This is a genomic window from Arthrobacter sp. KNU-44 (assembly GCF_051843155.1).
In the GTDB taxonomy this organism is placed as follows: Bacteria; Actinomycetota; Actinomycetes; order Actinomycetales; family Micrococcaceae; genus Arthrobacter.
In genome coordinates this window covers 1285528-1306057 of sequence record NZ_JBPXNG010000002.1, presented here as the reverse complement: position 1 = coordinate 1306057, position 20530 = coordinate 1285528, and the positions used below count along the sequence as shown (strand labels likewise).

The window sequence follows — 20530 nt, the reverse complement described above, 5'->3', positions numbered from 1 at the left end:
CTTACCTTCCCACCAATCCGGTGTGGTTGATCAGGACGTCGAGGGCTTCATCCACGGCGGTCATGGCCCGGGCGGCCGCTTGGTATGCGTGCTGGTTGCTCAGGAGGCTGATGTTCTCCTCGTCGAGGCTGACGGACGCGCCGGAGGAACGCTGCCCGACGGCGGCGGTGCTCGCCGCGTCGGCGAGCTGCTGGTGCTGCTGCGCGGACTGGGACGCCGTGCCGATCCCTGTGACGATCCCGGACCACAGCGCGTCAGGGGAACCCTGCCCGTTACCGATTTGGGCAACAGCGTCCGCGATTTTGCCGTCGAGGGCGCCCGAACCTGGAGCGCCGGTGGCGATTCCTGCGGCGCTCGTCGGGACAACGCTGAGGGACAGGGCCGCCGGGGCGCCAGGGGTGGTTGCGAAGAAATCGAGGTTTGAGGCGCCGGTGGTGGACTGCCCAGTGCGGTGCACGGCATTGACGTCATTCATGAGCTTGGTGGCGAAGGCGTTGTACGACGCAGCGGCCTCCGAGATGGCGCCTCCCGCGCCTCCCGCAGCCGGGGCAAGAAGCGAGACCGCGCCCGCGAGCTTTCCGCCGTCGAGGGGAACCGCCACACCCGGGCGATCAGCCCATTCCAACTGCACTGGTCCCCCCAACGGCAATGTCGAAACCGGAGCGCCCATGCTTGCCTGGCCGCTCAAATTGATGTCGCGGTGGGAAGTACCCGAGACGATGGCGTTGCCGCCGACGAAGACATCCACCGTGCCGTCGGCGTTGTCCCGGACAGTTCCACCGGCCAAGGAAGCGATGGTTTCACTCACTTTGTTGCGGGCGTCGATGATCTCATTGGCGGAACCGCCCGAGGCCGTGACGGAACGGATGGTTGCGTTGAAGCCGGCCACCCGGGCGGCGGCATCGTTCAGGGTGGCGACGGTACTTTGGGCCTCGCCGCGAATCCGTGTCCACTGTGAATCCAAGGCCTTGTAGCCCGCCGACACTGTATTGGCGAGGGTGGTGCCAGCTTGCAGCAGCACGCCAGCGGGGGCTGCTTCTCCCGGGTGGTTGGAGACGCCCTGCCACGACGACCAGAAAGTCTGGAGCGCCGTCGATATTCCGGCGGCCCCGGGCTCGTTCAGGGAGCCTTCGAGTTGCTGGAGTTGGGTGGACCGATAGTTGGCGTAACCGGCCTGGGCCGCGCTGGAGCGCACCCCGGCATCGAGGAAGCTGTTGCCCAACCGGGAGATCCCGTCCACGGACACGCCTTGACCAGCCTGGGCGCCCGCCGCGAAGAGGCCCGTGCGTGCGGGTGCCCCGACGGCCGATTGCTCGATCCGCTGCCTGGTGTAGCCGTCAGTGCCGGCATTGGCGATGTTCTGTCCGGCAACGTTGATGCCCTGCTGCGCCGCGGTCAGGCCCAGGTAGGCCGTATTGAGTCCGCCGAATGTGCTCACTGCTGTGTCCTTTGGGTGATCCGGGCCCTGAGTGGTCCGGCCTTTGGTTGTCCGCCGTGTTCCGGTCAGAATTGCTGGTCGAAAAGGCGGGACGGGGTTGAGTCGGCTGTCCTGCCGTGGGAACCTGTCCGGCCGTGGGAGTCGTAAGTCCCGGCCGCCGGCTTCAGATCCGCCATGGTTTCCTGGGTGGAACGGACGGCCGCGCGAAGGAACTGCTCGTTCGAATCACGCAGCTCCTTGATGGTGGCGGTCTGCTGCTGCATCGCGTTCAGGTGCGAGGACAGGACATCGGCCCAGGCTTCTTCCGGAGCCGACGAGGCCAGCTCGCCCAGTGAAGAGTCCGCAGGCAAGCCCCATTGCTCTGCCACCGCCGCCACTTCCACCGCCCTTGCAAGCCCGGCCTTGGACAGGTGTCCCAGTACCTGTTCCACTTCCCGGGTGCCATGCGGCAACCAACGGGATTTGCCCGCAGTGAGGAGAAGTTGCTCTTCCTCCAGCTTGAATGTCAGCAGATCCAGTAGCTCACGTTCTCGCCACAGCAGGGCCGACAGTTCATGGATGGCCATGTCGGGTCAACTCCAGTTCCGGGTTCTTTTTTCGGGTGCGATGCCGCGGGAAAGCACTTCCCCCGTGCCTTCGCCGCGCTGAAAACAACTATCGGCTGCCGCGGCCCATGCGTTAGGCGTTGTTTACGCATGATTTATTCGCTTTGTCCAGTCAAGCGACGCGCGGTGAAGCGTGTGGCCCGTGGCAAATTTTCCTGCGGTTTTTTGCTAACCAAAGGTGACCGTTGTTCCGATAACCAGAAGTGACAGGCCACGGACGGCCTGGAAGTACCAACAGACCCAATCACGGAGGAATACATCATGGGCATGGCAATCAACACAAACCTGATGGCGAACAACGCTTACGGCAACCTCAACCGCACGCAGAACGACGTGTCCAAGTCGATGGAGAAGCTCTCCAGCGGCCTGCGCATCAACCGTGCAGCTGACGACGCAGCAGGGCTGGCAATTTCGGAAGGCCTCAAGTCCCAGGTCAGCGGCTCGGCAGTCGCCGCCCGCAACGCCCAGGACGGCATCTCGGTCATCCAGACCACTGAAGGCGCACTGACTGAAGTCCACTCGATCCTCCAGCGCATGCGTGACCTCGCTGTCCAGGGCTCGAACGACACCAACAACGCCGCATCCCGCTCCGCGATCAAGGGTGAAGGTGACTCGCTCGGCAAGGAACTGGATCGTCTTACGCAGTCCACCCAGTTCAACGGTATCGACCTGCTCAAGGGTGCGGCTGGAAACAGCGGCGCGGCCCTGAACATCCAGGTCGGCACCGGCGGCAGCGCCAACGACAAGATCGCCGTGAACCTCGGTGACGTCGCAACCGCCGTCGGAACCGGCGCGACGGGCCTCTCCGGCGCAGCTGGTGCCGCAGGCTTCAAGGTGGACACGAGCGCCAACGCCCAGCTGACCATCGCTGCCGTTGACACCGCCATCGCGGCAGTTTCGGCTCAGCGTGCGGACCTGGGCGCAACCCAGAACCGTTTGGAGCACGCCACGAAGACCCTCCAGGTCTCGGGCGAAAACCTGCAGGCAGCCGAGTCCCGCATCACGGACACGGACATGGCTTCGGAAATGGTCAAGTACACCAAGGCCAACATCATGTCCCAGGCCGGCACGGCAATGCTGGCCCAGGCCAACCAGTCCGGCCAGGGCGTTCTCTCGCTCCTGCGCTAAGACCTTCCGGTAGCTGACCGGTAATCGGTGAATGGCGGCCAGGACGGGAACACACCCCTGGCCGCCATTCGCGTCCGGATCCTGCCGACAAGACCAATACCTCCGGAAGGACCAGACGTGGCAAGCTCGATCGACGGCCTCGCCAGCGGGTTGAACACCACCTCCATCATTGATTCACTCATGGCGGTGGAAGCACAACCGCAAACACAACTGAAGACGAAGCTTGCGTCAGACCAGACGATGGTTTCGACGCTTCAGTCGCTCAACTCGAAGTTGTCATCGCTGAAGGACCTCGCGAGCGGCGACTCGGCCGTGAACGCCTTGAACTTGTTTAGCGCCACCACCAGTGCGCCGTCCATCACCGCGACGGCGACCACCTCCGCAACCGCGGGCTCAATCGACGTCACGGTTACCCAGTTGGCCCAGAGCCAGGTGGACGTCACTGCCGCGATGACCAGCTGGCCCACCGACGCCTCGGGGGCACCCGCACACTTGACGCTCGTCGACTCCACGGGAAAACAGACAGAGATCACGCCGGCATCCACCTCTCTTGACGACGTCGTGACGGCGATCAACGCGGCGTCCGGCCCGGCCCGTGCTGTGAAGGTCCCGGCAGGCAACGGAACCTATCGCCTGCAACTGACCGCAGCCACTTCCGGCGCGGCTGGAGCCTTCAGCGTCTACCAGGGCACGGCAGCGCAGGTGAGCGCGGGCACCGCGATCGACCTGATGGCTGACCCCTCCGCCGCCGTCGTCAAGGCCGCCCAGGACGCCAAAGCGACCCTGTACGCAGGCACCCCGGCAGCACAGACAATCACGTCCGGAACCAACACCTTCACCGATCTGCTTCCCGGCGTATCAGTGACCGCCTCCGCCGTTACTGCCGGACCGGTGACCGTGAACATTGCCAGCGACTCGGCAGGCATCACCAAAAGGGCAGGGGATTTGGTGAACGCGGTCAATGACGTCCTCGGCTTCGTATCCATTTACAGCGCCGTGACCCAGACGACGAACGCCAACGGCGCCTCCGTGGCCAGTGGCGGCATCTTCAGCGGCAACAGCAGTGTCCGCTCGGTCAACGATCAGGTCTTCTCAGCCATGTCGATGCCCGTGAACGGGAAGTCCCCCTCCGAATACGGAATCAACGTCACCCGGGATGGAAACTTCACTTTTGACGCGGCCAAGCTCCAATCGTCCCTGGCTTCGGATCCGGCCGGGACGCAGGCAGCGCTCCAGACCATTGCTTCCCGGGTGTCCGACGCGGCCACCAGCGCTACCGATCCGTTCACTGGTTCGGTGACCGCCCTGATCAAGGGGCAACAATCCGAAGTGGCTGACCTGGGCAGCCAGATCTCCGATTGGGACCAGCGCTTGGCCACCAGGCGGCAGACCCTGCAAACCACGTACAACGCCATGGAAGTGGCCCTTGGCCAACTCAACGCCCAGCAATCATGGCTCACAGGCCAGATTGCCGGCCTTTCGAGCTCGACGAAGTAAGGAGCGTAAAGCATGACCTCCACAGCCCTCCGCGCCAGCCAGCTTTCCCGGTACAACGACGACGCCGTCCTTTCGGCCCCGCCGGCCAGGCTCCTCACGATGCTCTATGACCGGCTGCTCCTGGACCTGAACCGCGCCCAGTTCGCCCAGGAGAATGCCAACTGGGGTGTCGCAAGCGAAAACCTGCTGCATGCCCAGTCGATCGTCACCGAGCTGTCCTCTACCCTGAAGACCGATGCGTGGGATGGTGCGCCTGGGCTGCTGAGCATCTATCAGTACGCGATGGAAGCCATGATCGGGGCCAACATCTACCGCGACGTCAACCGGACCAAGGAATGCATCGCACTGCTGGAGCCGCTTCGGCAAGGCTGGCACGACGCCGCTTCGCAGCTGCCGGTCCAGGCCTCGGTATCCGGCATGGCGAGGACGAACGGCACCCTCGGTGTCGGCTGATCCGGTCCAGGAATGGTCTGACCTCCTGGACCGGCTTGAAGCAGACATCGCCGTGGCCGTCTCGGGCGGCGAGGCCGAGCCATGGAATCCGCCTGCCGCGGCCGGACCAGTTCCTGAGGAGCTGGCGGACCGGGCGCGCAGGATCCTGGACGCCCAACTGGAGTCCATCGCGATGCTCGGCAAGGTCCGCAACGACGCCCTCGCCCACTTGGACGCCCTCGGTGCCGTCCCGGACAGCCAATCTTCAGCGCGCCCGCTGTTCCTCGACGTGCAGGGCTGAAGAGAAGTATCGAAAACAATCCTGCAATCGGCTAACGGATGCCCCATCCTTGCCGATGGTGGAAGTTGAGCAGGGATTGCTCGATGCACGGCCACGGATCGGCCTCTTCATACCTATTCGCGAAGGCAGGCCGTCGTGTTCGAGTCAGTGACTTCCGTTGCCCTTGGTAGCGCCCTGGACGGGCTGTCGTTGCGCCAGCGCACCATCGCCAACAACATCGCCAACATCAACACGCCGAACTACCACGCCAAAAGGGTCCAGTTCGAAGACGCGCTTGCGGCCTCGGTGAGCGCGGGAGACGGGCAGGCCGCGGCTTCCGTCACTACCTCCCAGGAACCCACCCAGCTCAACGGCAACAACGTGAACCTGGACACCGAAACGCTCTCGAATGTGGACACCGTCTTGCGCTACCAGTTCGCCTCCCGTGCCATCGGCGAGCAATTCACCGCCCTCCGCACAGCCTTGAGGACCAGCTGATGACTTTCGATGCGATCGGGATTGCCGGCTCCGCCCTGACTGTCCACCGCAAATGGCTCGACGCCGTCTCGGACAACCTGGCCAACATGAATACCGCAACCCGCACCAGCGGCAAAGCCTTCCAAGCCCGCTACATTGAAGCCGCCGAGGGCAGCAACGGAAACGGCGTGTACGTCAAGAGCACCCCCCAAGGCAGTGCGACCGGCAGGCTCGTGTACCAACCGGACCATCCGCTTGCCGACGCCCAAGGCTATGTCCGTTATCCGGACATCGACCTCGCCGAACAGATGGGTGCCCTGATTGTGGCGCAACGCGGCTACCAGGCCAACGCCCAAGTAGTGGACCGCGCCCGTGAGACTTACCAGGCAGCGCTTGAGATAGGAAAATCCTGATGGCTTTGGACCCGATCGGCGCAGTTCAAGGCGGCGGGGGACTCTCCGTGCAGGGCGTCACCGGCACCGGTTACCTGGGCGGCAACGTAGCCGGAGCCGCGGGAACCTCGGGCAGCAACGGCTTTGCGACGGCGCTGACCGGTGCCGTGGACAACCTCCAGTCCCTGCAGTCGACGTCGAACCAGCTGGCCGTGTCTGCGGTGACGGGCAACCTTGACGACATCCACAAGGCGACGATCGCCGCGACGCGCGCCCAGATCACCATGGAGCTTGTCTCTACGGTGCGGAACAAGGGCGTTGACGCGTTCAACGAGATCATGAGGATGCAGGCCTGATGCCTCCACAGATTGCCGCCTTCTTCCGCAAGATGGGCGATGGGTTCAAGGGGTTCACCGCCGGGCAGCGCACCATCGCCATCATCGGCATCGCCGTCCTCGTGCTCGGCGGGGTGGCCCTGTCAGCATGGTTGGGCAAGCCGTCCTACTCGCCGTTGTTCTCCGGATTGAAAGACACGGATGCCAACGGAATCGTGGAGCAGCTGCGCAAGGACAATGTCCCGTATGAGCTCAGCAATGGCGGTTCCACCATCCTGGTTCCCGATAACAAGGTCAACGACGAACGGCTGAAAGCCGCCGCGGCGGGCCTTCCGGCGGCCGCGGCCACGGGCTATTCGCTGCTCGACAAACTCGGGGTGACCACTTCCGAGTTCCAGCAGTCCGTGACTTACAAGCGTGCGCTGGAGGGCGAACTTGCCACCACCATCCAGGCTATGGACGGCGTGAAGACGGCCGCTGTGCAGTTGGCCATCCCGGCCAAGACAGTTTTCGTGGATAAGGCTCCCGACGCCACTGCATCCGTGTTCGTGGAAACGCAGCCAGGCACCACCCTGTCTGCCGATAAGGTCCAGGCGATCGTGCACTTGACGTCCGCCGCGATAGAAAACCTGAAGCCGACCAACGTGACCGTGGTGGATTCCCAAGGCAACGTCCTCTCCACGGTGGGTGGGGGAGCCACGGGTTCCTCGTCCAAGCAAGCCGCCGACTACCAACAGCGCACCTCCGATTCGGTGAAGGCCGTGCTGGACCGGGTAGTGGGACCGGGCAACGCCACCGTCGCCGTCGCGGCCGACGTGACCGCCGAGTCCGCGCAGCAGCGCAGCGAGACGTTCTCCACGGCCAAGGATGCCGCTCCGCTCAGCGAGACCACCAAGACCGAGAAGTACACGGGAACCGGCGGCGGCGCCTCCGGTGTCCTTGGCCCGGACAACATCGCCGTGCCCGGCGGCACCAACGGCAACGGAACGTTCGACTCCAGCGACACCACCAAGAACAACGCCGTCAACAAGGTCACGGAAGACCGCACCATTCCGCAAGGCGCCGTGAAACGCCAAACCATCTCCGTGGCGATCAACCAGTCAGCGGCGGCCGGACTCAACGTCAACTCGGTCAAGGCCCTCGTCACGTCCGCGGCGGGCGTCGATCCCACCCGCGGCGACGTCGTGACGGTTGAGGTGCTGCCCTTCAGTACCTCGGCAGCAGACGCGGCAGCTCAGGCACTGGGCGCGGCCAAAGCGCAAGCCGAGGCCAAGCAACAGTCGGATTTGATGAACACGCTCATCCTCGCCGGCAGCATCCTGCTGGCAGTGGTAGCGCTGATTGTGCTCGTGCTGATCCTCCTGCGGCGCAGGCAGCGACGAGAACCGGTTGACCTTGGCGAACGCCTCGACTACGAGATGCTGCCGCAAGGCGTCTCCACGCCGGCGCTCGAAGGACCGCCCGCCACGTCGGCGATCGAACTGCCGCCTGTGCATCCCGTTCCGGCCTTACCGATGTCCGGTTTGCCGACACCAGGCTCCGAGGCTCTCGACGGCGAGCGGCGTCGGGCCCAGATTGAGGCCATGGTTGCCGAAAACCCGGCCCGGACTGCCGATTACCTGCGCGGCCTCATGGATGAAAGGCAGTCCGTATGAGGGCCGGGGAGTTGGACGTCGGCGGCTTAACCGGTGCCCAGAAGGTGGCCGTGGTGCTGATGCAGATGAGCCCGGCCAGTGCAGCCTCCGTCATGACCCAGTTCTCCGAATCCGAGGCCGAAGACATCGCGGCTGAGATCGTCCGCTTGCGCCGCGTCTCCTCAACCGTCGCGGACCACGTGATGACCGAGTTCCACGACCTTGCGGTCAGCGGACGCCGCACGGCCCGCGGCGGCCAGGAATTCGCCGTCGGGCTCCTGGAAGCGTCCTTCGGTGCGGACAAAGCGGCCGGTTTCATGGACCGTCTCGCCTCGACGATGGCCGGGAAGTCCTTCGAGTTCCTGGAAATGATGGATTCCGGACAGCTGCTGGCCCTCATCGACGGCGAGATGCCGCAGACCATTGCCTTGATCCTGGCGCATTTGCGGCCGGGCAAGGCTTCCGCGGTCATGGCCGGACTGGGCGACGTGCAACGGAGCGAGGTGGCCCGTTGCATCGCCACGATGGGAATGGCTTCGCCGGAGGCCGTGGGCATCGTGGCCGAAACCCTCAAGGTTCGCGCCGGGGCGGTCATGTCGCAACGGAAGTCGAGCGAGATCGTCGGCGGCATCCAGCCCCTCGTAGACATCATCAACCGCTCGGACATCAACACCGAACGCTCCGTGCTGGAAGGCTTGGAAACGCTCGATCCGGAGCTGGCCACGGAAGTGCGCGCCCGCATGCTGACCTTCGTGGACATCGTGAAATTGGAGCGACGCGACATCCAACAGATCCTGCGTGGCGTCAATGCCGAAGTGCTCGCTGTCGCCATGAAGGGTGCCCCTGCCGTGGTGCTCGAGGCTGTACGCACCAACGTGTCCGGCCGCAACCTCGAAATCCTGGAAGCCGAAATGGCTTCCGCCGGGCCCGTGCGCGCCTCCCAGGTTGAAGAGGCCCGGGCAGAGATTGTCCGTTCCATCCGGGAGCTGGAAGCCGAAGGTGCCATCGTTGTCCGGCGCGGCGAAGAGGACGACTATGTCTACTGAGGCTGAACTCCAGAGAGTGGTCTTTCCGGACATCCAGCCGGCTGCGAGGTCGCGCAAGGAGGACCGGGGGTTCACCCAGGGGCACGCGGCAGGTTACGCCGCCGGGATCCAGGCCGCGGCTGCGCAACAGCGTCGGCTGCGCGAACAGTTTCACGCCGAACACCGCGCAATGCTCGACGCCGGACGCCTGGCTGTGGCGCAAGCTGTCCGCGTGCTCGAAGCGGCGGCCGCCGCGTCCCAGGAGCGCCGCGGCGCCGTTTTGGAGGAAGCACAGGACGTGTTGGCAGCCGGCACGATGGAGCTTGCCGAAGCCATCCTGGGCTACGAACTCAACGACGGCAGGAACACCGCCAGCGCAGCCTTGGCCCGTGCCCTTGGTGCCATGTCCGGATCGGAAACCGTGACTTGCGTGCGCCTCCACCCGGTGGACCTTGCCGCGCTGGCCGCCGTCGACGTCGGGAGCGTGGCCGGCGTCGAACTTAAGGCCGATCCGAACCTGAACCCCGGCGATGCGATCGCGGAATACCCGCAGGGCTGGCTCGACGCCCGTCTCAGCACAGCCGTGGACAGGGCCAGGGCAGCCCTGCTGGGGAACGACGCATGAGCAGTACCGGGTACCGGCCGCACGCCGGCCGTTTCCGCGGAGCCCTCGCCGCCGCGGCGCCGCAGCGCGTGGGCACCGTGACGTCCGTGCTCGGCCTTGGCCTGGAGGTCTCCGGGTTGGACTGCGCGGTGGGCGATCTGGTGACCGTTGGCGAGGCACCCGGGCTTGACGCCGAAGTGGTCGCCTCGGTCAGTGGCGCCGTGCGATGCATGCCGCTGGGACGGCTGACCGGGGTGGCCGCGGGAGACCCGGCACGTTCGAAGGGCGCTCCGATCCTGGTCCCCACCGGCCGTGGCCTCTTCGGGCGGGTACTGGATGGGCTCGGGCGTCCGATCGACGGCAAGGGCCCGTTGCCCGCAAGCCCCATGGTCCCTTTGGACAACGAAGCCCCGTCGGCGATGCACCGCGCCCGGGTGGACACCCCGCTTCAGACCGGGGTCCGCGTCCTGGACACCATGGCCACTCTTGGCCGCGGCCAGCGCATGGGGTTGTTTGCCGGCTCGGGCGTCGGGAAGTCCTCGCTGCTGTCCATGATCGCCCGCGGCACCGACGCCGAAGTGTCCGTGATTGCCTTGGTGGGGGAGCGTGGACGTGAAGTGCGCGAGTTCCTGGAGGACGACCTTGGCCCCGAAGGCCTGGCCCGTTCCGTGGTGGTTGTTGCCACGTCCGATGAGCCAGCCCTCATGCGCCTGCGTGCCGCGGTCACGGCTACCCGGATTGCCGAATCGTTCCGCGAAGCCGGCCAGGACGTGGTGCTCATGATGGATTCGCTGACCCGCGTGGCCATGGCCCAGCGGGAAATAGGCCTGTCCGCCGGCGAGCCGCCCGCCACCCGCGGCTACCCGCCGTCGACCTTTTCCTTATTGGCCCGGCTCCTGGAACGCGCAGGGACCGCCGAAACCGGATCCGTGACCGGCATCTACACGGTCCTAGTGGACGGCGACGACCACAACGAACCGATTGCCGACGCCGCCCGCTCGATCCTTGACGGACACGTGGTCCTGGACCGGAAGCTCGCTGTCACGGGGCACTTTCCTTCGGTGGACGTGCTTGGTTCGGTGTCCCGCGTGGCCTCCAAGGTGAATTCAGCCGATCGCACGGCGCTCGCGGCATCCTTGCGCAGGGTCCTCGCCGCGCGGCGCAACGCCCAGGACCTGATCGACGTCGGCGCTTACCACCGTGGCAGCAACCCCTTGGTCGACGCAGCCCTGGACCACGAACCCGCCATCAACGGGTTCCTGCAGCAAAGCATGGACGAATCCACCCCGTACAGCGAGTCCTGGCCGGAACTCTTCCGCCTCTCGGCAAGCCTCGAAGGAGCAGCGTGAACCGTCAATTCTCCCTGGCCGGGCTGTTGCGCCTGCGCCAAACACAACAAGACGCCGCCGCCAGCGGACTGGCCCGCGCCAACTCCCGGACCGCATCCTTGCGATCCCGCCGAGCCACCGCCCGGGAGGAATTGGCCGAGTCCGCCGGAGCCGCCGGAAGCTCCGCGTCGCTCTTGGCCATTGCGGCCTCCCGCGCGTCCGCGCAAAGCATGTTGGCCGAGCTTGACGCCTTGGCCGCCAGTGCGGAGGCCGAGGCCGAAGAGGCCCGCGCGGAATACACCGAAGCCAAACGCCGCGCGGTAGGACTCGAGAAGCTAGAAACCCGGCACGGGGCCGCCTTCGAGGCTTTCGCGCTGCACGCCGAACAAAGCGTGCTGGACGAGATCGCGTCCTCCGCGTGGCACCGGAAGGCAACCTCATGAGCATGACCGAGGCCATCGGGCGCATCCAGAGCATCGAGTCGATGTTGCAGCAACTCAGCCAGGGGGTCCGTCCGCAGGCATCTTCCGCGAGCACCACCGCTTCCACTGACACAGGCGCGGCCACTTCCACGGACTCGGCATCCTTCGCGCAAGCGCTGAGCTCCGCCGTCGGGAGCTCGACGACGCCGGACGCGAGCCAGCTCGCTTCTTCTTTGGGACTCGGCGGCACCGCCGCGCGCTCCGGCATTGCGGGCCTTACCGGTGCAGCGGGCGCGTTTTCGAGTGCCGGTACAGGCACGGCCACCGGAGCTGTCACCGGCGATGCCGTGGTGGCCGACGCCAAGAAATACGTGGGTGTGCCCTACGTCTGGGGCGGCACTAACCCGGCAGTGGGCATGGATTGCTCCGGCTTCGTGCAGCGCGTGTTTAAGGATCTCGGCGTCGGCCTGCCGCGCGTCGTCAGCGATCAAATGCGGCAAGGTACTCCCGTGGCGTCCCTGGCGCAGGCCAAGCCCGGCGATCTGCTGGTTAGTTTCGGCGGCGAACACATCTCCATCTACCTAGGCAACGGCAAAGCGATCGACGCACCCGTTCCCGGCCAAACGATCCAGATCCGCGATGCGTGGGAACAGCAGTCCAACTTGACCGCCATCCGCCGCATCGTCCCAGCGGGAGGCTCATGATGCAGTTGCCTTCGGCCGGTGTGGCTGCCCCGCGTCCGGTAGTTGCGGGCTCTCTGCCTGTGCCGCAGTCCGGCGCGGCTGCCGGTTTTGATGCCGTGATGAACGGCGTGCTGGCGTCCAACGAGAAGACCTTGGACGGGACCGCACAACAAGCGCTCGACGACGGCGCTCAGGAAAAGCCTGCCACAGGCGGCCCCGGGACGGTCGCCTTGGTCGCCAAACCAGAAGGGTCGAAGGTCGCCAAGGACACGGTTGATGCGCCGGGTTCGCTTGGTGCGCCTGGTTCGCCTGGTGCGGTTGATGCGGGTGCTTTTGCCGGTGCGGCCGCTGTTGCGGGTGGGCTTGCGGCCGCCGGAGTAGCAGTCGGAACCGCTGCTCCGCAGGCGATTGGGCCGGGCATCGCTGCGCCGGTCAAAGACGGTGTCGTTGACGGTACGGCCCCGGCCAAAGCGATTGCCGGCATCCCCGAAACAGGGAGTCTCGTCGTTGGGATGCCCGCGGGCAGCACTCACGCGACGCCGGCGGAATCGGGGGTAGGCGATGCTGTGCCGGCAGCGCTGCCACTCCGGAGCCTTGGTCAAAGCCCCACCCAAGCTGGTCCCATCCCGGCCAGCCCACTTCCCAATAGCTCACGTCCCACTAGCCCGCAGCCGTCCTCCGCTCTGCCCGCCAGCCCACGGCCGGCTGGCACCGTGCCCACTAGCCCGCTGCCCTCCGCCCTGCCAGGCACCCTGCCCACCAGCAAGCTGCCCGTTGGCCTCGAACCAGCGGTCAGGGTGACCGAAGCGCAGCCACGCGATTCCGGGACCGCCGTCGTACTTCCCACCGGGAAACCAGCGACGCAACAGGATACGCAGCGGGTCCTCGGGCAGGACGGCCCGGCCGCCCCGGCATTTGGGCTTCCCGCGGGGATTCAGGCCGGAATTCCGGTGCTGGCGCAGCCAGAGTCGCCCCTCCAGCAAGCCCCTACGACAGCGCCTTCTGGCATGGCAACGCCCACGTCCCTGGCGGACCCGGCGAAACTGCTGCCACAAGTGTCCCGGCCGCTGTTCTCGCTTGCATCGGCGGCGCCCGGCGCGCACGTGATGACCTTGAAGCTGTCCCCGGAAGACCTCGGACCGCTGACTGTCCGGGCGCATATCGAGGGCGCAGGGGTTCGGATCGAATTGTTCGCCCCGGGGGAAGCCGGCCGTGAGGCAGTGCGCTGCATCCTGCCGGAACTGCGGCGCGGACTGGGGGAATCAGGCTTCGGCGCCAGCCTCGACCTGTCCGAGCACAACGCTCCGGCCGATGCCGGTGCGGGCGGCTCGGACCCCCGGGACCGGCGCCCGGCGGAAAGCCCTGCTTTCCCACGGGGCAGGGACGGCGAGGTGGTTCGCCTGGCGCGGACCGCCGTCGTACTTCCCCGAAGCATTACCAGCAGCCTGGACATTCTCGTTTGATGAAGGAGCGCCAATAGTGACCATCCAAGCCATCGCGGCAAGCAGCGGAGTCCAGCCCGGAACCACGGCTGGAGCCGCCGCGCCCAAACCCGCGCAGACCATGGACTCGAGCATGTTCATGTCCCTCCTGGTCACTCAGCTGAAAAACCAGGATCCGAGTGCCCCCATGGACACGAACCAGATGATGAGCCAGACCGTCCAGCTGTCCATGATGGAGAAAATGACGGAGCTCACCGCAGACGCCAAGGAGAGTTTTTCGCTCCAGATGCGCAGTGCCGCGGCACAAATCATCGGGCACAACGTCAGCTACGCGCTCGCGGACGGGACAAAGGGATCGGGCGTCGCGAGCTCGGTTTCCTTTGCGCCCGGAACCCCCACTGTGGCGGTCGGAGGAGTGAACGTTCCGCTCGACTCCATCAACGGGATGACGGCCGCTACTTCGCCCGCCGCCTGACGCTCTACACCCCCCTGAACCACCCGAAGAAAGGCAACACCATGCTTCGTTCGCTGTACTCCGGAATCTCCGGCCTCCGTGCCCACCAGGCCATGCTGGACGTCACGGGAAACAACATCGCCAATGTGAACACAGCCGGCTTCAAGGCTTCCTCCACCCAGTTCCAGGACACGCTCTCGCAGATGACCCAGGGCGCCGGCGCCCCGCAGGCCGAAACCGGTGGCACCAATCCCGCCCAAATCGGCCTTGGCGTTCGCGTGGCGGGAGTCAGCACCAACTTCAGCCAGGGTTCATCGCAGAACACCGGGCGAGCAACTGACATGATGCTCTCCGGCGACGGGTTCTTCATCACCAGCAAGGCCGGCCAGCAGCTCTACACCCGAGCCGGCGCCTTCGACATGGACGCAGCCGGACGTCTCGTCAGCCCCGACGGCGGCATCCTGCAGGGCTGGTCCGCCGCAAACGGGGCAGTGAACCTGGGAGGTCCCGTTGGCCCGATCGCCCTCTCGCCCAACACGACGTCGGCAGCAGTCGCCACCACCAAGGCGTCGCTGGACGGCAACCTCCCGTCCGACGCTGCCGTCGGGACTAGCGTCGAGCGCCAGGTCAAGGTGTACGACGCCGACGGCGCCTCCCGCAGCCTGAACCTGACGTTCAGCCGCTCTGCGGGCGGCTGGGATGTGGCCGGGGCGGATGCCAACGGTGCCACAGGGGCTTCGACGCTCACGTTCACGAACGGTGCACTGACCTCGGGCGGTGCCATGACCGTCGCCGGTATCACGGTGGACATGTCCACTGTTACCGGCTTCGCCGCCATGAGCACACTCACGGTCGGCAGCCAGAATGGATCCGAGGCAGGAAAACTGGAGTCCTTCACCCTCGGCGGCGACGGCTCGCTCATCGGCTCGTTCAGCAACGGCAGCAAGCAGGTTCTGGCACGCGTGGCCCTTGCCCGCTTCACCAACCCGGGCGGCCTCGAGAAATCCGGTAGCTCGACATACGTGGCAACCGCCAACTCCGGCACGGCCCAGTTGGGCGCACCGGGCGACGCCGGCCTCGGCACGTTGACCGCCGGAGCCCTCGAGATGTCCAACGTGGACCTCTCCCAGGAATTCACCAACCTGATCGTGGCCCAGCGAGGCTTCCAGGCCAACGCCCGCATCATCACGACGTCGGATGAGGTCCTGCAGGAGCTGACGAACCTGAAGCACTAATATTCCGGGCTGGCCGTCTGTTGGGGGCGCTGAAAGTCTGCTCTGCGTGACGCTGCCCGTTCACAGACACAAGGGTGGCCGGCATCCTTGGACGCTGGCCACTCTTCAGGCAATTACTGCATTTTTAGAGTCCGCCGACCCCGTTCGGAGTGCCGACGCCCGTGGGTCCGTCCCATCCGGTGCCGGAAAGGCACCACTGGCTCGTGGAGCACGTGCCCGTTGAACCCGAGGCGACGTCATTGAATTTCCCGGAGTTCGTGTACGGAAGCGAGTTGGCCAGCGTCGTCGAGCTGCCGGAGTTCCCGGAAAGCGCGTACATTGCCGCGATCAGTGGTGAGGACAGGCTGGTCCCTCCATACTGGGCCCATGACGAGGTGGTGCTGCTACTCGGTGCATACACTGCCAATCCCGTCTGCGGATCTGCGACGGCGGAGACGTCCGCCGAGGCGCGCTTGCCACACCCCGTACCGAACGTGGCAGCCGCAGGCAACGCGGCATTGACACTGGAGCAGCCGGATCCAGAGCCGGACCAGGCAGACTCGCCCCACCCGCGTGCACTGGTGTTCTTGACCAACGATGTGCCTCCCACCGCGGTGACGTAACTCGAGGAAGCGGGGTATGACGAGCCGGTATACCCGTTGTCACCGGTTGACGCTGTCACCGCGATGCCCGGGTGGTTGTAGTACGTGCCGTAGCTGGAGTCTGCCGAATCCCCACCGCCGTAGCTGTTGGAAATCGCGACGACCCCTGGTTGTTTGGCGGCCGTCGCCACGGCTGTTCCAAGATTAGTGATACTGGCTGTTGTCGCTTGCACAACGAGGATCTTGCAGTCCGGGCAGGCTGCCGAGACAGCGTCGACGTCGAGGGCGGTTTCGTCGGCCCAGCCGGAATTGAACCTGGGAAGCTTATTGCCGCCGTTTTGATCCTTGATGGTGAGGCAGCCGTTGCTGACCGTGCATGCCGTAAGGCCGAACTGTGCGCGGTAAACGCCGAGATCGCGTTCAAGGTTCGGATAGCCATAGGCATCTACGACTGCTACGGTGCGGCCGCCGGACGCGAGGCCCGTGATGTTGTAGGCGCCCTGGATATCCGCAGGGGTCTTGCCCGTGGCGGGCGGCGTGCTCGAAGCGGGCTTGGCTTGTCCTCCCTGCGGCAGCGCCTTGGCCGGGCTCGTTGAATCATCGACGTACTTGAGCGCAAAACACGACGCATCGCCGGCCGGGACATCCGCGCAGACCCTCTCCGCATGCCAATTGGCTGACGGAGCTGGTTGGGCAACTGCCGCCGGCGCAGTGGCTGAGACCGCACTCAGCAAGAGCAACAACGCCCCGGAAACGCTAAGAACCTTCTTCACGAAACCTCCCTGAGGATCAATAAGATCCGAGTTGACAGAACGGTCAACTCAGCGTGACAAGCTTCGCACCAAACGCCACTATTGTCACCCACGTCACATCCATCCCCGCGGTCTCATGAGCCACTGGGGAGATTCGCAGTTGGACTATTGGTGGTTGGTGAGAAGAGGGCCGTGGATGTGTTCGCGCCGGAAGCCGAGGCCCACGATCCGGCCCAAGAGGCGTTTGACCGGCGGAGTGTTGCTGATGAGCCGCATGAGTTGGATGGGTGGGTTTCCTTGGGAGAGGCGGGCGAGCTGGCGGGTCTGCTGTCGCTGCAAGGCCTGTGCTCGGCGTACCGCGGGTTCGCGTCGTCGTTGCAGTCGCTGGAGGTCGGCGACGGCGATGGTTCCAGTACGCAGTGGTACCGCGAGGTGATTGGCCGTGGCGACGGCATCGGCAATGGCGTAGTTCACCCCTGCGGCACCGGCCGGTGACATGGCGTGCGCTGCGTCGCCGATGCACAACAGTCCGGGTTCGTACCAGCGTCTCAGCCGATTGGAGCGCACCGAGAGCAGCTTGACCTGGTCCCAGTCGGTCAGCGCGGCCAGGCCCGCAGCTAGGAACGGCGCGGCATGTGCCACCCGCTCTCGGAAGGCGGCCAGACCCGCGGCCTGAATCTGCGGGAGCGTTCCCTTCCCAACGATCGTGCCGCACTGCCAGTAGTCGCCGCGGTCGATGGCGAGTACGACCTGCCCGCCGCCGAGGTAGCCCAGGGTCGGCGGCGCATCCTGGCTGCGTGGCACGCGGAACCACAGCACGTCGATCGGCATCGCAAACTCCCTTAGCGGCAAGTCCGTGTGTTCCCGGATAAGGGAGAACCGGCCGTCGCACGCCACGGTGAGATCCGCGCGGATCTCTATTTCGCCGTCGTTCGTGCGCGCCCGTACGCCGATCACTTGCTCGCCGCGGCGGAGCAGGCCGGTTGCTTCGGTACTCATTTCCAGCCGGAAGGCGGGATATTGCCTGGCCTGGCTGGCCAGGAAGTTCAGGAAATCCCACTGTGGCATGAACGCCATGAACTTGCAGCGGGTGGGCAGATGCCGGAAGTCCACCAGCCCGAAGGTCTGTCCGTCGATGCCGAGGCGCAGTTCCGGTATCTCTGTGTGGGGCAGGCGCAGGAACTCCTCCAACAAACCCAGTTCGCCCAGTACGTCGGTGGTTGCTGGATGGATGGTGTCGCCGCGGAAGTCCCGGAAGAAGTCGGCATGTTTCTCCAGCACTGTCACCTCGACTCCCGCGCGGGCAAGCAGGTAGCCCAGCATCATTCCGGCCGGTCCACCGCCGACCACACAACAGGATGTGTTCCAAGATCGTGGAGCGGGTGTGGCTTCGGGTCCGCCGGGCATCTCTAGCTCACCTCATCGAGCGGCCGAGGCCGTCAAGGATGAGGTTCAGCCCGAAGTCGAACTCGTCCCCGAAGTCGTAGCCGGGCTTGAGGACGTGTTCGGTGGCAATCTCCATCATGTGGGGGTATTGCCCGGTCGAAAAGCGTTCAACGATCGGCGCTGTGATCTCCGAGGCAGTGTCGCGGCCGTCAAAAGGCAGGGCGGCCTCCTGTAGGGCGAATCCGTAAATGTAACTGTCGAGCAGGGCGTAGGCATGGGCCGTCATCTGAACGGAAAAGCCTGCTGCCCTCAACGTCCCCAGCGTCGCTTCGTGGTGGCGAAGGTTGGCTTCGCCCGGGGAAGAGCGGCTTTCCAGCAGTCCGACCGCCCACGGATGGCGTTTGAGAGCGCTGCGCACGCCGTGCGCCCGTCGGTACATTTCCTCCCGCCAATCGCCCGCGGGGGAGGGCAGTTCGATTTCGCTGAAGACCATGTCCACGATGCCATCCAGAATCTCATCCTTATTGGCCACGTAGTAGTACAGCGACATGGGCTTGGTTCCCATGCTTTGGGCGAGCGAGCGGATGGTCAGTGCTGCGATTCCGGACTCGTCAGCGAGATCCACAGCGCAGCCGAGCACCCTTTTGCGGCTCAGCTGAAGGCGCCGCTGGGGGAGGGGCTGTGCAGTGTCCGGCATCGGGACTCCTTGGACTCTAGTTAGTACAGCACTCTAGCGATTTAGTGCAGGGGTCTAGCAGTTTAGTACATTGTACGATAATCTCTTTTAGTACAGCGTACGAAAAGTTATGCACCCTCATTGACTGGAAAGGAACGGCCATGACCGCTGGTCAGCATGCTGCGAAGACTCCGATTTCGGGCGGCTCGTCCGCGCCGCCGATCACGATGCGGGCCATCGTGCAGGAGGCTTATGGCTTCGCCGACGTCCTGCACATGGCGCAGATTCCGAAACCGAACATCGCCGGGAACGAGGTGCTGGTCCGGGTCCACGCTGCAGGACTGGATCGGGGGACCTGGCACGTGACCCGGGGCCTGCCCTACGCATTGCGTCTGGCCTTCGGCGTTCGCGCCCCCAAAAACCCTGTGCCCGGGATGGACCTGGCCGGCACCGTCGTGGCGGTCGGAGCTGCGGTGACCCGCTTCGCCGTCGGGGATCACGTCTTCGGCGTCGGGAAGGGCTCTTTCGCCGAGTACGCGACGGCCCGCGAAAGCCAACTCGCGCTCAAGCCGGCGGACATCAGTTTCGAACAGGCCTCGGTGGTCCCGGTTTCCGCCTGCACTGCGCTGCAGGCTCTTCGCGCCGCGGGCCAGATAGTGCCGGGACAGAAGGTGCTGATCCTTGGCGCCTCGGGCGGAGTAGGCAGTTACGCTGTTCAGCTCGCCAAAGCAGCCGGGGCCGAGGTTACAGGCGTTTGTAGTACGGCCAAAGCGGACCTGGTGCGTTCGCTCGGCGCCGACCACGTCATCGACTACGCCACGCAGGACTTCGCCGACGGCACTGAACACTACGAGCTGATCCTGGATATCGCCGGGAACCCCACTCTGGCTCGCCTGCGCCGGGCCCTCACCCCCTCGGGCATGGCCGTTATCACCGGTGGTGAAGAAGGCGGCCCCTGGACGGGCAGTATCGACAGGCAATTCAGGGCCCTGGCGCTGTCCCCGTTCATCAGTCAGCGGTTCGCCATGGTCATGGCCACACAGGGCGCGGCAGACCTCGAATACCTTGCCGGGCTCATCGACGCCGGAACCCTCACCCCGACTATCGACCGGAGCTATCCCCTGGAGCAGGTTCCGGACGCCATGCGCTATTTCGACGCCGGCAAAGTGCGCGGGAAAATCGCGATCACCATCTAGGCGCCGGGGGCAACTGAAACAGGTACTGGCAGTACACGGTATGACAGGCACTCCCACGCGGACGCGGGGACTGGTTTTCTTGAATCAGTCCCCGTTTAGCGAAAGGAACGCACGATGAAACTCGTACCCCCTACTCCCACGGTCAAAGCCCCCACGGAGAGATTCACGGGAGATGTCTACCTCAATCCCCTCCACAACGGCGAGGCACCCTCGCGTCTCGTGGCGGCGATGGTCCGCTTCACCCCCGGCGCCCGTACGAACTGGCATTCCCACCCCCTTGGCCAGACCTTGCACTGCACCGATGGCATCGGGTTCGTTGCTACCCGGGACGGCAGTGTGATCCTCATGCGCGCAGGAGACACGGTCCACACACCTCCCGGCGAGGAACACTGGCACGGCGCCACCCAGGACAACATGATGTGCCACCTGGCTTTAGTGGAGCACGACAACGGGGAGAGCGCCACGTGGCTTGAACCCGTCAGTGAGCACGCCTACGAAGCCGCGCATGCCCAAGCCAGCCGATAACCC

23 protein-coding genes are annotated in these 20530 nt (G+C 65.2%); 18 read left to right on the top strand and 5 right to left on the bottom strand.

Annotated features, from left to right (window positions below; translation table 11 throughout):
- Position 1 precedes the first annotated feature (1 nt).
- Both flgK and ACSVHC_RS06840 read right to left on the bottom strand, forming a co-directional pair.
- Positions 2-1438, bottom strand: coding sequence for a flagellar hook-associated protein FlgK (gene flgK, locus ACSVHC_RS06845; RefSeq protein WP_437772495.1), 1437 nt, complete (start codon positions 1436-1438; stop codon positions 2-4).
- Positions 1439-1503: 65 nt separating this feature from the next.
- Complete coding sequence (locus ACSVHC_RS06840) at positions 1504-2004, bottom strand: flagellar protein FlgN (RefSeq protein WP_437772496.1); 501 nt, start codon at positions 2002-2004, stop codon at positions 1504-1506.
- Positions 2005-2304: 300 nt separating this feature from the next.
- Between ACSVHC_RS06840 and ACSVHC_RS06835 the strand changes: the two genes are divergently transcribed.
- The 16 genes from ACSVHC_RS06835 to ACSVHC_RS06760 all read left to right on the top strand — a co-directional run bounded on the left by ACSVHC_RS06835 (position 2305) and on the right by ACSVHC_RS06760 (position 15411).
- On the top strand, positions 2305-3171 hold the full coding sequence (locus tag ACSVHC_RS06835; protein WP_284982081.1) for a flagellin N-terminal helical domain-containing protein: 867 nt from the start codon (positions 2305-2307) through the stop codon (positions 3169-3171).
- Between the two features lie 117 nt (positions 3172-3288).
- The gene (gene fliD / locus ACSVHC_RS06830; protein WP_437772497.1) at positions 3289-4668 is read left to right on the top strand and encodes a flagellar filament capping protein FliD; all 1380 of its coding nucleotides are present in this window, start codon (positions 3289-3291) and stop codon (positions 4666-4668) included.
- Positions 4669-4680: 12 nt separating this feature from the next.
- Positions 4681-5121, top strand: a complete 441-nt coding sequence (gene fliS / locus ACSVHC_RS06825) for a flagellar export chaperone FliS (protein ID WP_437772498.1) — start codon at positions 4681-4683, stop codon at positions 5119-5121.
- On the top strand, positions 5111-5401 hold the full coding sequence (locus tag ACSVHC_RS06820) for a hypothetical protein (RefSeq protein ID WP_437772499.1): 291 nt from the start codon (positions 5111-5113) through the stop codon (positions 5399-5401). The genes fliS and ACSVHC_RS06820 overlap by 11 nt, the downstream gene beginning before the upstream one ends.
- Positions 5402-5536: 135 nt before the next feature.
- On the top strand, positions 5537-5878 hold the full coding sequence (locus ACSVHC_RS06815; protein WP_437772500.1) for a flagellar basal body rod protein FlgB: 342 nt from the start codon (positions 5537-5539) through the stop codon (positions 5876-5878).
- The gene (locus ACSVHC_RS06810) at positions 5878-6270 is read left to right on the top strand and encodes a flagellar basal body rod protein FlgC (protein WP_236815521.1); all 393 of its coding nucleotides are present in this window, start codon (positions 5878-5880) and stop codon (positions 6268-6270) included. The genes ACSVHC_RS06815 and ACSVHC_RS06810 overlap by 1 nt, the downstream gene beginning before the upstream one ends.
- Entirely contained in the window at positions 6270-6605 is a 336-nt protein-coding gene (fliE, locus tag ACSVHC_RS06805; protein WP_437772501.1) for a flagellar hook-basal body complex protein FliE, read from the top strand. The genes ACSVHC_RS06810 and fliE overlap by 1 nt, the downstream gene beginning before the upstream one ends.
- The gene (gene fliF, locus ACSVHC_RS06800) at positions 6605-8239 is read left to right on the top strand and encodes a flagellar basal-body MS-ring/collar protein FliF (protein ID WP_437772502.1); all 1635 of its coding nucleotides are present in this window, start codon (positions 6605-6607) and stop codon (positions 8237-8239) included. Before fliE ends, fliF begins: the two co-directional genes overlap by 1 nt.
- Positions 8236-9264, top strand: a complete 1029-nt coding sequence (gene fliG, locus ACSVHC_RS06795; protein WP_437772503.1) for a flagellar motor switch protein FliG — start codon at positions 8236-8238, stop codon at positions 9262-9264. Before fliF ends, fliG begins: the two co-directional genes overlap by 4 nt.
- Positions 9254-9868, top strand: a complete 615-nt coding sequence (locus tag ACSVHC_RS06790) for a FliH/SctL family protein (protein ID WP_437772504.1) — start codon at positions 9254-9256, stop codon at positions 9866-9868. Before fliG ends, ACSVHC_RS06790 begins: the two co-directional genes overlap by 11 nt.
- Complete coding sequence (locus ACSVHC_RS06785; RefSeq protein WP_437772505.1) at positions 9865-11196, top strand: FliI/YscN family ATPase; 1332 nt, start codon at positions 9865-9867, stop codon at positions 11194-11196. The genes ACSVHC_RS06790 and ACSVHC_RS06785 overlap by 4 nt, the downstream gene beginning before the upstream one ends.
- Complete coding sequence (gene fliJ, locus ACSVHC_RS06780) at positions 11193-11618, top strand: flagellar export protein FliJ (protein WP_437772506.1); 426 nt, start codon at positions 11193-11195, stop codon at positions 11616-11618. Before ACSVHC_RS06785 ends, fliJ begins: the two co-directional genes overlap by 4 nt.
- Entirely contained in the window at positions 11615-12301 is a 687-nt protein-coding gene (locus tag ACSVHC_RS06775; RefSeq protein WP_437772507.1) for a C40 family peptidase, read from the top strand. The genes fliJ and ACSVHC_RS06775 overlap by 4 nt, the downstream gene beginning before the upstream one ends.
- The gene (locus ACSVHC_RS06770) at positions 12298-13743 is read left to right on the top strand and encodes a flagellar hook-length control protein FliK (protein WP_437772508.1); all 1446 of its coding nucleotides are present in this window, start codon (positions 12298-12300) and stop codon (positions 13741-13743) included. The genes ACSVHC_RS06775 and ACSVHC_RS06770 overlap by 4 nt, the downstream gene beginning before the upstream one ends.
- A gap of 16 nt (positions 13744-13759) precedes the next feature.
- Positions 13760-14197 carry a flagellar hook assembly protein FlgD gene (locus tag ACSVHC_RS06765; RefSeq protein WP_437772509.1) on the top strand — a complete coding sequence of 146 codons (438 nt, stop codon included), beginning with the start codon at positions 13760-13762 and terminating at the stop codon, positions 14195-14197.
- Positions 14198-14238: 41 nt separating this feature from the next.
- On the top strand, positions 14239-15411 hold the full coding sequence (locus ACSVHC_RS06760; protein WP_439180679.1) for a flagellar hook protein FlgE: 1173 nt from the start codon (positions 14239-14241) through the stop codon (positions 15409-15411).
- Between the two features lie 124 nt (positions 15412-15535).
- On the opposite strand, the gene ACSVHC_RS06755 is transcribed toward ACSVHC_RS06760, so the two are convergent.
- The 3 genes from ACSVHC_RS06755 to ACSVHC_RS06745 all read right to left on the bottom strand — a co-directional run bounded on the left by ACSVHC_RS06755 (position 15536) and on the right by ACSVHC_RS06745 (position 18827).
- A complete protein-coding gene (locus ACSVHC_RS06755) occupies positions 15536-16765 on the bottom strand; it encodes a S53 family peptidase (protein WP_437772511.1) in 1230 nt (409 codons plus the stop codon).
- A 144-nt stretch (positions 16766-16909) separates the two neighbouring features.
- Entirely contained in the window at positions 16910-18151 is a 1242-nt protein-coding gene (locus ACSVHC_RS06750) for an FAD-dependent oxidoreductase (protein ID WP_439180678.1), read from the bottom strand.
- A gap of 7 nt (positions 18152-18158) precedes the next feature.
- Positions 18159-18827: a TetR/AcrR family transcriptional regulator gene (locus ACSVHC_RS06745; RefSeq protein WP_437772513.1), complete on the bottom strand. Its 669-nt coding sequence runs from the start codon at positions 18825-18827 to the stop codon at positions 18159-18161.
- A gap of 140 nt (positions 18828-18967) precedes the next feature.
- On the opposite strand from ACSVHC_RS06745, the gene ACSVHC_RS06740 reads away from it, so the two are divergent.
- Positions 18968-20002, top strand: a complete 1035-nt coding sequence (locus ACSVHC_RS06740) for an NAD(P)-dependent alcohol dehydrogenase (RefSeq protein WP_437772514.1) — start codon at positions 18968-18970, stop codon at positions 20000-20002.
- 114 nt (positions 20003-20116) lie between these two features.
- On the top strand, positions 20117-20527 hold the full coding sequence (locus ACSVHC_RS06735; RefSeq protein WP_437772515.1) for a (R)-mandelonitrile lyase: 411 nt from the start codon (positions 20117-20119) through the stop codon (positions 20525-20527).
- Positions 20528-20530: the final 3 nt, after the last annotated feature.